The organism is Anatilimnocola floriformis (genome assembly GCF_024256385.1).
Classification (GTDB): domain Bacteria; phylum Planctomycetota; class Planctomycetia; order Pirellulales; family Pirellulaceae; genus Anatilimnocola; species Anatilimnocola floriformis.
This window is the reverse complement of the sequence record NZ_JAMLFW010000001.1, coordinates 6,006,659-6,018,743: the sequence shown is the minus strand read 5'-3', so window position 1 is coordinate 6,018,743 and position 12,085 is coordinate 6,006,659. Positions and strand designations below refer to the sequence as shown.

The 12,085-nt window shown below is 58.8% G+C and carries 11 protein-coding genes and 1 tRNA gene; 8 read left to right on the top strand and 4 right to left on the bottom strand.

The window, feature by feature from the left end; all coding sequences use genetic code 11:
* Positions 1-113: 113 nt before the first annotated feature.
* Positions 114-518 carry a response regulator gene (locus tag M9Q49_RS23910; protein WP_254511517.1) on the bottom strand — a complete coding sequence of 135 codons (405 nt, stop codon included), beginning with the start codon at positions 516-518 and terminating at the stop codon, positions 114-116.
* Positions 519-669: 151 nt separating this feature from the next.
* On the opposite strand from M9Q49_RS23910, the gene M9Q49_RS23905 reads away from it, so the two are divergent.
* Positions 670-3,138, top strand: coding sequence for a hypothetical protein (locus tag M9Q49_RS23905; RefSeq protein WP_254511516.1), 2,469 nt, complete (start codon positions 670-672; stop codon positions 3,136-3,138).
* Positions 3,139-3,238: 100 nt separating this feature from the next.
* Here the strand turns inward: M9Q49_RS23905 and M9Q49_RS23900 are convergent, their stop codons facing one another.
* The gene (locus tag M9Q49_RS23900; RefSeq protein WP_254511514.1) at positions 3,239-4,306 is read right to left on the bottom strand and encodes a lysylphosphatidylglycerol synthase transmembrane domain-containing protein; all 1,068 of its coding nucleotides are present in this window, start codon (positions 4,304-4,306) and stop codon (positions 3,239-3,241) included.
* 210 nt (positions 4,307-4,516) lie between these two features.
* Here M9Q49_RS23900 and M9Q49_RS23895 point away from each other — a divergent pair.
* Both M9Q49_RS23895 and M9Q49_RS23890 read left to right on the top strand, forming a co-directional pair.
* Positions 4,517-4,589 (top strand) — tRNA-Ala (locus M9Q49_RS23895).
* An 87-nt stretch (positions 4,590-4,676) separates the two neighbouring features.
* Positions 4,677-5,504, top strand: a complete 828-nt coding sequence (locus tag M9Q49_RS23890; RefSeq protein ID WP_254511512.1) for an ankyrin repeat domain-containing protein — start codon at positions 4,677-4,679, stop codon at positions 5,502-5,504.
* A 54-nt stretch (positions 5,505-5,558) separates the two neighbouring features.
* On the opposite strand, the gene M9Q49_RS23885 is transcribed toward M9Q49_RS23890, so the two are convergent.
* Positions 5,559-5,975 carry a DUF2177 family protein gene (locus M9Q49_RS23885; protein WP_254511510.1) on the bottom strand — a complete coding sequence of 139 codons (417 nt, stop codon included), beginning with the start codon at positions 5,973-5,975 and terminating at the stop codon, positions 5,559-5,561.
* Positions 5,976-5,983: 8 nt separating this feature from the next.
* Positions 5,984-6,886: a MerR family transcriptional regulator gene (locus M9Q49_RS23880; RefSeq protein WP_254511508.1), complete on the bottom strand. Its 903-nt coding sequence runs from the start codon at positions 6,884-6,886 to the stop codon at positions 5,984-5,986.
* A gap of 160 nt (positions 6,887-7,046) precedes the next feature.
* Here M9Q49_RS23880 and M9Q49_RS23875 point away from each other — a divergent pair, with 160 nt between their 5' ends.
* The 5 genes from M9Q49_RS23875 (at position 7,047) to M9Q49_RS23855 (ending at position 12,084) form a co-directional block, all read left to right on the top strand.
* Entirely contained in the window at positions 7,047-8,318 is a 1,272-nt protein-coding gene (locus tag M9Q49_RS23875) for an NAD(P)/FAD-dependent oxidoreductase (RefSeq protein WP_254511506.1), read from the top strand.
* The gene (locus M9Q49_RS23870) at positions 8,315-9,103 is read left to right on the top strand and encodes a DUF1365 domain-containing protein (protein ID WP_254511505.1); all 789 of its coding nucleotides are present in this window, start codon (positions 8,315-8,317) and stop codon (positions 9,101-9,103) included. Before M9Q49_RS23875 ends, M9Q49_RS23870 begins: the two co-directional genes overlap by 4 nt.
* Before the next feature lie 19 nt (positions 9,104-9,122).
* Positions 9,123-10,394, top strand: coding sequence for an SAM-dependent methyltransferase (locus tag M9Q49_RS23865; protein ID WP_254511503.1), 1,272 nt, complete (start codon positions 9,123-9,125; stop codon positions 10,392-10,394).
* Entirely contained in the window at positions 10,391-11,173 is a 783-nt protein-coding gene (locus M9Q49_RS23860; RefSeq protein ID WP_254511501.1) for a DUF1295 domain-containing protein, read from the top strand. Before M9Q49_RS23865 ends, M9Q49_RS23860 begins: the two co-directional genes overlap by 4 nt.
* Positions 11,174-11,277: 104 nt before the next feature.
* Positions 11,278-12,084: a hypothetical protein gene (locus M9Q49_RS23855; protein WP_254511499.1), complete on the top strand. Its 807-nt coding sequence runs from the start codon at positions 11,278-11,280 to the stop codon at positions 12,082-12,084.
* Position 12,085 lies beyond the last annotated feature (1 nt).

Here is a 12,085-nt window from a genome sequence, read left to right as displayed (position 1 = left end):
GAAGCGGTGGCGAACGAAGATCATGGGGCAAACTCGCCCCGAGAAACGGTGCTGCCGCACGTTGCCGTAAATCATTTCCACTTGCCCAAACCCTCGCTCACGCGTCGGGCTACCTAGGCTGAGCGTTGGGGGGCTGACCAGCAGTAGACTTGCTGCATCGCGCGGGCGACCATACCGGTGATATCCGGCAAGCGAACTGGTTTCGAGAGAACCGAGAAGGCCTTCGCCGCGCGGGCTTCGGCTTCGATCTGCTGATCGAGCGCAGCGGAAATGAGAATGAAGGGCAACTCGAGCTGCAGGTGACGCAGGCGGTGGATCGTTTCCAGGCCCGTCAGCCGCGGCATGTGGTTGTCGAGCAGCAGCAGGTGGACCTGCTCGCGGTGGATGATCTCGAGGGCTTGTTCGCCGTCGCCCGCTTCGATGATGCGAAAGCCCCGCGCTTCGAATACACCCCCCAACGTCTCGCGAAAATCGCGATCGTCGTCGGTGATCAGCAGCGAGGGAGTTTCCAGCTTCATGGTCCCACCGTAGGCAGTGTCATTTTGACAGCGTACAAAAGGATACCTCACTGCGAGCAACTGCAGTGCCGGTTTGGTGCAGCCGCGAAATTTGCGGCTCGCGCGGTCGGCAGGTCAGGCATTAATGTCATCAAAAGCGGGCGGAACGGCAATGTCAATACAGCGACTGGCAATTGGAGTGATCTTCCTCTGTCTCTTAGCGGCGGCAAATCTCACTGCTGCCGAGCCAGTGCAGGTCAGCGGCATTTATCCGCACCTGGCCATGTTCAACAACGAAGGAGAGTGCGGCACGGGTGCGATCGTGCCGTGGGCAAATCGGCTGTGGGTCATCACTTACGGCCCGCACTTGCCGTTTGGCTCGTCCGACAAGCTGTACGAGATTACGCCCGACCTCAGGCAGATCATCCGCCCTGAGAGCATCGGCGGCACGCCGGCCAACCGGATGATCCACCGCGAGACGGACCAGCTGGCGATCGGCCCGTACCTGATCGACGCCGAAGGAAAGGTGCGCACCATTTCCTGGAAGCAGATGCCCGGCCGGCTCACTGGCGTTGCTCGCCATTTGGAAGAGCCTGCCAAGAAATTGTACTACGCCACCATGGAAGAAGGCTTGTATGAAGTGGATGTGCGCACGCTGGAAGTGACCAGCCTCATCAAGGACGGCAACGCTGCGAAGGCCGGCACGACCGCCGAAAAATCGCCGTTGACCGTCGATTCCAAGCTGCCCGGCTATCACGGCAAGGGTTTGTATTCCGGTCAAGGCCGAGTGGTGTATGCCAACAACGGCGAGCGGAGTGACAAGGCTCTTGTCGATCCGACGATTGCCTCCGGCGCGCTCGCGCAGTGGAAGCCGAACGTCGACACAGTCAGCGACTGGGAACTCGTGCGCCGCAATCAATTCACCGAAGTGACCGGCCCGGGCGGGATTTTTGGCAACGACAGCCAACAAGATCCCCTGTGGAGCGTCGGCTGGGACGCCAAGTCGCTGATCCTGATGCTGCTCGATGACGGCAAATGGCAGGCTTTTCGACTGCCGAAGGCATCGCACTCCTACGACGGCGCGCACGGTTGGAACACCGAATGGCCGCGGATCCGCGACGTCGGTGATGGCGAAAATCTGCTGATGACAATGCACGGCACGTTTTGGAAGTTTCCCAAAAAGTTCTCCGCTACGAACACCAGCGGCGTTCGGCCGCGCTCGAACTATTTGAAAGTGATCGGCGACTTTTGCCGCTGGAACGATCAGATCGTCTTCGGCTGCGACGACACGGCGAAAAGCGAGTTTCTTAACAAGCGGAAACTCAAAGGCGAGATCGGTGGGCCGGGGCAATCGCAATCGAATCTGTGGTTTGTGGAACCCGATTCGCTGGATCATGTCGGACCGGTGATCGGCCGCGGCGCGATCTGGCACAACGAAGCCGTGAAGGCGAATATCGCCAGCGACCCGTTTTTGATCGGCGGTTATGAGCATCGCGGCCTGTGGATTGAGCACAACGCGAAAACGCCCGTGACTTTCGATTTAGAAACAAAGGGCGATGGTCACTTGGTTTTGCACAAGTCGGTAGAAGTGCCGCCAACAGGGATGTGGATCATGCTCCCCAACGGTCGTGATGAATGGCTGCGGCTGGGAACAAAAAGAGACGTCGAGCGCGTGACCGCACAGGTTCACTTGCGTAATGCCGACAGACGGAACTCAACAGCCTCGATGATCTTTAACGGCATCGCAACACCGGAGAGTAAAAGCGTCAGCGGCGGCTTGATCTATGCTCGCGGCGGCGGTTTGCAGACGCTTCGTTTCGCGGCAAAATCGGCTGCGAATGGTGAAGTGAAAGAATTGGGCTGTTACGACCTCGATGCCGAACTCAAGCTGAAGAAAGCCGACGATAAAGACGGTTTTGCTTACGCGGAAAAGACCTTCGCGATTCCGAAGGATGTCGTCACCATCGACGACGCGTCAGTTCTGATTGTCGATGAAAAGGGTCGCCGCTTTCGTTTGCCCAAGGGTGATGCTGCCTTCGACAAACCCGGGCCCTTCGGTGTCGAGCGGGTCGACCGCGAAGTTTGCACCGAACGCGACCTGCTGAATGTGCACGGCACGTTTTATGAACTCCCCGCCGAGAACGCTGGCGGCTTGGCCAAGCTTCGGCCGATCACGACGCACAATCGGCGGATTCACGATTACTGTTCGTACCGCGGTTTGCTCGTCATCAGCGGCATTGAGGGTAGCCCGGGGAGAAGCGAGCACCTGATTACTTCCGACGACGACAAGTGCGAGCTGTGGGTCGGCGCGGTCGACGATCTGTGGAAGTTCGGCAAGCCCCGCGGTGTCGGTGGTCCCTGGCGGCAATCAGCCGTCAAAGCAGGCGAGGCGAGCGATCCCTATTTGCTCACCGGCTATGACCAGAAACGGCTGACGATCGAACACGACGCCAGCAAAACGGTGCGGATGCAACTGGAAGTCGACTTCACCGGCTACGGCGATTGGTCGAAGTTCGAAACGATCGAAGTCGAACCCGGCGCGATCGTGAAGCACACCTTTAAAGACGATTTCGCCGGCTATTGGATCCGCCTCGTCCCCGATCGCGACTGCAATGCCACGGCGATTTTTGTCTACGAGTAACTGTGCCTCATACTCCCTCTCCTCGGTACTCCGGGGAGAGGGTAGGGGTGAGGGGCTGCCCGTAAGTTAGGCGCAAATTGTCAGGCGCAAATCTACAACCTCAAGCCACCGCTTTGGCTTCCGCTTGTTCCGCCATCACTTGCTTCACTTCTTGCCGACCTGTGAAGTAATAAAACACACCAATCGTGGCCACCGAGATCTGCAACACGCGATAGGTGAGCGCGATCAAAAAGCCCTGAATGGCCGGCGTGTTCTCCGGCGAGAAGACGTAATACAAACCGTTCAGCGTGGCTTCGAACGCGCCGATCGGCAACGCACCAGCCACCATCGAGATCGGCACAAAGGCAAAGTGCGTCGCCAGCGCCGGCTGCGGACTGCACAGGCCGCGGCCCGCGAAAAAAACCATGCTGACGTAGAGCGTGTGCACGCAAAAGCTCATCGCGATGGCCAGCAGCACCCGCGGCGTCGATTGCCGATAGGTCCGCATCGCCGCGACGAGTTTCTTAAACACCAAACCAACGCCCGGCAGGTGCTCGAGCTTGTCCCACAGTTTCAGTTCCGTCACGCCGGGAATCAGCATGATCCCAAAGGCGATGGTGCTGCCGAGCGCCACATATTGCGCGACCGAGCAAAACAACATCGTCGCCGCGCGATCGCGTTCGGCGGTCTCGGGCCGAAAGCTCAGCTGCGAAACATCAAGCTGCAGAGCAGCGACGCCGGCCATCACCAGCAGGGCATACAAACCGATGATGCGATCGATCACGACCGTGGCAATGGCTTCGGTCTTGCGACTCGGATTGCGATGAATCAAAAAGCCCGCCTTCACCGCATCAGCCCCGGCCAGGCCCAGCGGCAGCAGGTTGAAGAGGTAGCCGACGAAGCCCGCCCGCAGCGATTCCTGCGCGGTGAACTGCAGCCCCAGCGTCCGCAGCAGCATGTGCCAACGGAGAATGGTGATCATTACGGCTGCCAGCACTGCCAGCAGGGCCAGGGCAAGCATGCCCCAGTCCTTTGGGCCGGCCAGCAGCTCGGGGAGGATATAAATTTTGTGATTCGGATCGTCGGGCGTCGGAGCCAAGCGAGTGGCATTGGCTGCTTGCCAGCCGAGATAGCCGAGCAGGGCGACGGAAACTCCGATTTTTGCGAATGTAGCGACAAACTTCTTCAACTGCGGCGACCTTTCCCGTCGATGTAATCGGGCATGTTCGAGGTTCATCGACCAAACGTCGCGAACCCTACAGCCCGTTTAGCCGTCCTTGACACCAGGTGGCCGGATCGGTAGCTTACTCTATTCGGCACGGCAAATTTCGCCCAGGCCGAAAGCCTTACCCAAGGAACACAAACTCACGGCACCCACAGCCGCGACAGTCATACAATCGGGGGATTAGCTCAGTTGGGAGAGCGTCTGCATGGCATGCAGAAGGTCATCGGTTCAAGTCCGTTATCCTCCACTTCACGAAAGCCGTGATTCCGAACAGGGATCACGGCTTTTTTCTTTTTGCACAAGGCTCGCAACGCAAGATATCTGTGGTGAGCGAATGAAGATTACATTCCGAGTCGCCGCACACTTGGTTAGTCGGTTAACTGGTCTGCGAAACTTGGTTAGTCGGTTAACTGGTCTGCGAAAACGTCACCCAAGTTTTTCTGACTGGCAATTTGCTGGCGATAAGCTGGAAACGTATCTCTCTCAGGATTTGCTTGATGGGGGAGTTTCGGGTGGCACTATTCGGTGCATCAGCGAGAACAGACGCCTCTTTCTATGTGTTGATTTTTGGACGAGCGATACACCCAACAAAGATCTTCTCGAGAAGCTTGCGGAGGACACGAGAGGCCAGTTGGAAGACGGGATTGGCGAGGGAGGGTTTGAGGTCGCTTGCGACGGCGAAGAGCTCTTACTGGTAGTTGAAAAAGGCGCGCGGTTCGAAACAGTCGTCGTCGATGATGGAGAAATTGCTCCAACTCCCTCGCAGATTGCGATCGCGGCGAGAGATGGCGCGACACAAGCCCTCAGCGCCGCGATACAAAGTGCGAAGTGGGATCTCAACGCGCAATATCAGGGATTTCCGCCCCTATCGCTGGCTTGTCTTTCCGGGCATTTTGATGCGGCGCAGTTGCTGCTGCAGGCCGGCGCCGACCCGAACGCCACTGATATTAGCAATTCCAGCCCGCTTTTGAATTCGATCTTCACCCGCAACCTAACGGATGACGACAGCGCGCGCTTTGCCGCGTTGCTGTTGGAGTATGGTGCCGATCCAGCGGCCAAGGCCGAGAGCGGTGACCTTCCACACCAAGCCGCGCGAGGGCGGGACAAGAATCGTACGGCCCAGCTGATTGAGGCGGCTCTTCACCGCCGTTCAAAGAAGTAGTTCGTTATTCTTTGCGTGGCTTGCCAAATAGCGAGCGTGTTTTTAGTCAGCGCACTACCCCGGCGGCGGCGTTAGCCAATGCGAGATTGCCGCCGTGGTGCCGCAAAGGACGCAGCCCCAGAGGACATCGGCGAGGGCGAGTTGCAGCGACCATTTCTCTAGTGTGGCGCGGTTGGTGAAGTCGTACACGCCGTAGACCACCAAGCCGTAGACCGCGCCCCACATCAGCGCGATGAGCACGGAATCGGTGGCCGCAACGTGCGGTCGGACGAAGACCATGATGCCGAGCGGGATCAGCACGTAGACGATCACCGCGGCGATCCAGCGCGGAGCAAGGGCGCCGTTGCTGGCGCGGCGGGCGAGTTCGCCGATCTCGCGATCGTAGAACCACTTCATCACAAACCCGAGGTAAGTCAGGTCGATGATCGCGAAGATCGGCAGCAAGACGAGAAAGGCCTTCCAGGAAAACATCGCAGACCTCAGGGAGTTTTGGGGCGCAGTTTTTTGCGAGCGGGCCGCATGAGTGTCGCGGCAAAGGCTTCTAAGTGTCCGAGTGAATCGCAGTGGGCGGCGAAACGAACTTTGCTTCGCAGCTCACCCGTCCAAGCCCGACCGCCGACGACGACTGCAGTTTGCGTTCCCACGGCCGCGTAGAACGCGCGATAGTTGCGAACGAACGTTGCTTCATCATCGATCGTCGAGACCGACAACCAGAACAGTCGAGGTTTCAAATCGCGAATGGCTTCGATCAGCGTGGGCCACGGCAAGTTGTTGCCGAGCGACTGCGATCGCCAGCCGTTTTGACGGAGGACGAGCGACACCAGCGACGTGGCGAGCGTGTAAGGATCGCCTTCACCCGCAGCGCCGATGGCGACCGGCGCTGTGGCGCGCGGAGTTGGCAGTAGCGTGAAGAGATCGGCAAGTACTCCGTGACAAACCTGACAGGCGCGGCGCTCTTCGTAGACTTCCGTCACGCCGTGAAGCCATTGATCGCCGACGTCATGAAAACTGGTCGCCACAAAGCGGTCGCCAAATTCGGCGAGCGTCATGCCGGCCGCGAGGCAAGCGCGAGCGAGAAAACGACAGCCTGACTCATCGCCGCGCAGCAGCGCCTGGCGAAACGCGGTGAGTGGATCGTCCTGCGTTCGCAGAACGCTCCCTTTCCGCAAACTCTTGCCACCCAAGCCGAGGTCAAGCAACTCTGGCTTGACGATCTGCCGTCCGCTGCGGCGGGCATAGTCGACGAGCGTAGCCGTTTCGAGACGACGGTGGCCGCCAACCGTCTTCACTGCGGTGAGCACCCCCTGATCGACCCAGCGCTTGAGCGAGGACTCACTCACCCCGAGCGCTTCAGCGGCCATTTTCGGACTTAGGAGCGACATGACGGCACGAAAACCCCTCGAACGTTTTGACTGAATTTCATGCTAGACGGCGGTCACTTAAAATTCAAGAACTCCTGCGAATGCCGCAGCGCGTATTGACCAAACTAGCCTTTTCGCTACTGTTGTGAATGAACGATTTGAACGTTTTTGGTAAGTGGCCATGCGCATCGCAGTCATCGGTTCCGGAATCTCCTCGCTCTGCGCGGCGTATTACCTGCGCGGCCAGCACGACGTTACGGTGTTCGAAGCGGGAGCTTACGTCGGCGGGCACACGAACACGATCGAGCTGGAAACCGTCAGAGGACCTCTCGCCATCGATACGGGTTTCATCGTCTTCAACGAACGGACCTATCCCAATTTTTGCCGCTTGCTGAACGAGCTAGGCGTCGAGTCGCAGGTGAGCGACATGAGCTTCAGCGTGCGTTGCGAGCGGACGGGGCTGGAGTATGCCGGAACGGGACTCAACGGCTTGTTTGCGCAGCGCATGAACCTGCTGCGACCAGGCTTTTGGCGACTGCTGCGCGATTGGCGACGATTTAGCCGAGACGCCCTCGCGCTGATGAACTCGCCCGAAGATCATCTCACCGTCGGTGACTTTTTTCGCCAGCATTCCTATTCGCGCGAGTTTCGCGAACAGTATTTTCTGCCGATGGGCTCGGCGGTTTGGTCGTGTCCGCACGCGGTGTTCGAAAATTTTCCGCTGCGGTTTCTCATCGAGTTTTATCAAAATCACGGCTTGCTCACGCTGAGCGATCCGCCGGTGTGGCGCGTGGTGCGGGGCGGTTCGCATACCTATGTGCGGGCGATCCAGCGTGCGTTGCCGACTCCGATTAAGGTCAATACTCCTGTTCGCGCTATCGTTCGCGAGGCAGCGGGAGTTTGTTTGCACTTCGACGATGGTCGCAGTGAAGTTTTCGATCATGTCATCGCGGGTTGCCATGCCGATCAATCGCTACGGCTGCTCGGTGAACGCGCAACCCCGCGGGAACGGCAGATTCTCGGCGCGTTCACCTACGAATCGAACACTGCCGTACTGCACACCGATACCAGTCTGCTGCCGCGACTGCGGCGGGCGTGGGCGAGTTGGAACTACTACGTTCCAGCCGAATCGGCAGCGCACGCGACCGTGACTTATCACATGAATCGCCTGCAAGGCTTGAAAACGCCCGAAGAATATTGCGTGTCTCTGAATCAGGAAGCTCGCATCGATCCGCGCAAAGTATTGCGGTCGATCAGCTATCGCCATCCGATCTTCAGCCTGGCGACTAAGCCTGCGCAACAGCGACATCAGGAAGTGATCGACCACGAAGGCGTTTCTTATTGCGGCGCCTATTGGGGAAATGGATTTCATGAGGACGGTGTGAATAGTGCGCTGGCGGTTTGCCAGGCACTGCAAGCTCGCTATGCGGCGAAGGAACTAAGCGCCGCATGACTCTGTCCCTTACCAATCACGCGGTTTTCGAGGGTCAGGTGACGCACTGCCGGCTGCGGCCTCACACGCACGCATTTCGTTATCCGATCAGTTTCGTATACCTCAATCTCGATCAACTTCCCGCCGCCTTTGCGGGTCGCTGGTTGTGGTCATGCACCGGTCCTGCGCCGGCCTGGTTTCGCCGCGACGATCATTGGGGCGATCCGCACACGCCGCTCGCTGACGCGGTGCGCGAACTCGTTCGAGCGAAAGGTGGCAGCGCCGACGGCGCGGTGTGTGCGCTGACGCAACTGCGTTACTGGGGCTTCGTGATGAACCCCGTGTCGTTTTATTACTGCTTCACGCCGGCCGGTGATCAAGTCTCGGCGATCGTCGCCGAGGTACACAACACGCCGTGGGGCGAGACGCATTGCTATGTGTTGCCGGCCAGTGAGTCGGATGAGCTGTGGCTCGACAAGCAGTTTCATGTCTCGCCGTTTTTGCCGATGGGGATGCGTTATCGCTTTCGCTTCACACCGCCCGAGAAGACGCTGCGGATGTTCATCGAGAACTTCGCGGGCAGCAGTTCGGTCGACGAGGATTGCGTCTTCAGTGCAAATCTGGAACTGAAGCGCCGGGTGTGGAGCACGTTCAACCTGCAACGACTGCTGTGGGCTTATCCGCTGCAAACGCAACAGGTGTATGCCGGCATTTATTGGCAAGCCTTTCGTTTGTGGCTGAAGAAAACGCCCTATTTTCCGCATCCCGAATCGCCAGCAAACATCGCGAATAGCACCGTGAAGTAATCCGTCGAGAGGCGCAACTATGTTTCAAAAATGGTTTCATCATTTCTACCGCCAGGCAGTTCTTGCGCGGCTGCGAGCCTGGCGAGTCGGGCGTTTGACGATTGTCGATGGCAGCGAAGTGTTTCACTTTGGCGATTCCAACGAATCCGGCTCTGCGACGCTGCGCGTGCATGCTCCCGGTTTTTATCAGCGCGTTGCTTGCGGCGGCGGCTTGGGGGCAGCCGAAGCGTTTATGGATGGCGACTGGTCGTGTGATGATCTGGTTGGCTTGATTCGACTCTGCATCCAAAATCCCGCCGTGGCCACGGGACTCGATGGCGGCGTAGCTCGTTGGTCGCAATGGGTCGCGCTCTGGAAACACTGGCTGCGCCGAAACAACCGCGCAAACTCGCAGCGGAATATTCACGAGCACTACGATCTGGGGAACGAATTCTTTCAGCTGTTTCTCGACGAGACGTTGAACTATTCCTGCGGCGTGTTTCGCGATCGCAATTCGGAAATGCTCGATGCTTCGCTGGAAAAAATGGACAGCGTCTGCCGTAAGCTCGATTTGCGGAGCGACGACGAAGTGCTGGAGATCGGCACCGGTTGGGGTGCGCTGGCTGCACACATTGCGCAGCGCTATGGCTGCCAGGTGCGAACCACTACGATTTCGCGCGAGCAGGCGAGCTTTGCTCGCGAGCGCATGCGCGAGCAAGGTATGGAGTCGTTAGTGACCGTCGATCTCAAGGATTATCGCGATCTGGAGGGGACGTACGACAAGCTCGTTTCGATCGAGATGATCGAAGCCGTTGGGCGACAATATCTCGATGGTTATTTCGAACGCTGCAGCCGATTGCTGCGGCCCGATGGTTTGATGGTGTTGCAAGGGATTGTGATGCGCGATCAGGTGGCGGCGCGTCACGCGGCCGGCGTCGACTTCATCGGCAAGTACATTTTTCCTGGCGGTTTTTTGCCATCGGTGGCGGAGATTGGCGACTCGCTCGCGCGGGTCACGGATTTGCGAGTCTGCGATTTGGAAGAAATGTCGCCGCATTACGTGCGCACGCTGCGGGCCTGGCGTGAGCGCTTTTGGGATAACATCGAAGACGTTCGTCGCCTTGGTTTCGACAATCGCTTCATACGGATGTGGGACTACTATCTCCAATACTGCGAAGCCGCATTTGCCGAGCGGCAGGTGAATGTGGTGCAGTTGGTTCTGGCGAAACCTCGCTATCAATTGCCCGATGACGATGCTTGCAAAACGATCCGAGCCGGCAGTTCGCGACGGCGCGAGGAATCGGTGCGATGATGATCGCGTGGCAACTCGCCGCGGGTTGGCTCGTCGTCGCGCTGGCCATGACGCTGGCGTGGGCCTGGCAACGGCAGACTCGCAATGCGAGCGTCGTGGATGTGGTTTGGACGCTGAGCACGGGTGCGCTGGCAGTTTACTATTCGCTGATAGCGAGCGGGGATTTCAGTCGTCGAATGATTGTCGCGGCGTTGTTCGCCACGTGGTCGCTACGACTCGGTTTGCATCTGCTGCCGAGGCTGTTCCATGGCGTAGAAGATCGGCGCTATCAAAAGATGCGTGCGGAATATGGAACTGCCGCAGATTGGCGTTTCTTTTTGTTCTTTCAAACGCAGGCCGTCGTCGCGCCGTTGTTTGCGTCGGTGGCGTTGATCGCGGGTAACGCGCCGGGAGAGCTATCGCTGTTTGACTTCGCGGGGAGCACGCTCGCCGTGATTGCCATCGCCGGCGAATGGCTTGGCGATCGGCAGTTGGCGGCGTTTCGTCGCGAGAACAAAGGCTCGCAGAAGGTTTGCGATGTCGGCTTGTGGCGCTACACGCGTCATCCGAACTACTTTTTCGAATGGATGTTCTGGTGCGCACTGGTGCTGCTGAGCGTCTCTTTCAGTTGGTGGTGGCTCACGCTCGGCCCGCCGCTGGCCATGTTTTACTTTTTGAATTTCGTCACTGGCATCCCACCGGCTGAAGCGCAGTCGCTCGCCAGCCGCGGTGATGCTTATCGCGACTACCAGCGTCGCACGAGTGCCTTCTTTCCTTGGCCACCGTCGCGCGGTCGGTGAGTGTCGCGGCCGCGCTATCGGCGCAACCGGCAGAACCGGTCGAAAGGGATTCATGAGCTAAGCTTGCGCTGGGAAACACCATTTCTCTGCTGCTGAGCGAAATCATGATCCGCGCTGCCACGTCGGGCTACGTCAGAAATTCCTGCTGCGTGTGGGGCATGCTGATGGCGATGCTGTTGTCGTTTGCAGCCGTTGCCCACGGGCAAACGGAGCCGCCGGACAGCAGCAGTGCGAGCAATGAACTCGCGAGCAGTGATCTGCTCCTCAAGCCGCTGCATCCCGCGAAGATTGTGATTCAATTGGTGGTGGTCGGCGGGCTGCTGGTGTTTTGGACATTTCGGCCCGATCCGTTGCGGCAAGTGCTGCAGATCGGCATCACGGCTGAAGTTTTGTACGCGATGCTGCAAGATCAGATTAGCGCGCGATTGTGCCCCGAGTATTTCACCGTCGCTCATCCACGCATCGTCGGGCTGAACGATCCGACCCTGCTGGGAATTGCCTGGGGCTTTTTGGGTGCATGGTGGGGCGGCGCGTTGATTGGCGCGCTCACGGGTTTCTCGGCGCGCTTGGGATCATGGCCAAAGATGAGACCGGCGGAGTTGCTGATTCCGTTTGCCTGCCTGCTGGTGTTCCAGGCCATCGTTACGGCGGCGGCAGGTTGGCTCGGCACGCATGAAGTCACCGAGCCGGGCTTTACCATCATCGAGCCGCTTGCGTCGCAAATTCCGGTCGCGCGGCATCATGCCTGCTACATCGTCTCGCGAATGCATCAGGGAACGTATCTCAGCGCAATCATCGGCGGTGTGGTGATTTGTGGCTGGATTGTTCGCCATCGATTGCTGCGGGCCAACCTGCCGCAGGCCAGCCGGTGCTTGCCGGTTGCTGCGATCGTGGTTGACTCGTTGGCGTGAT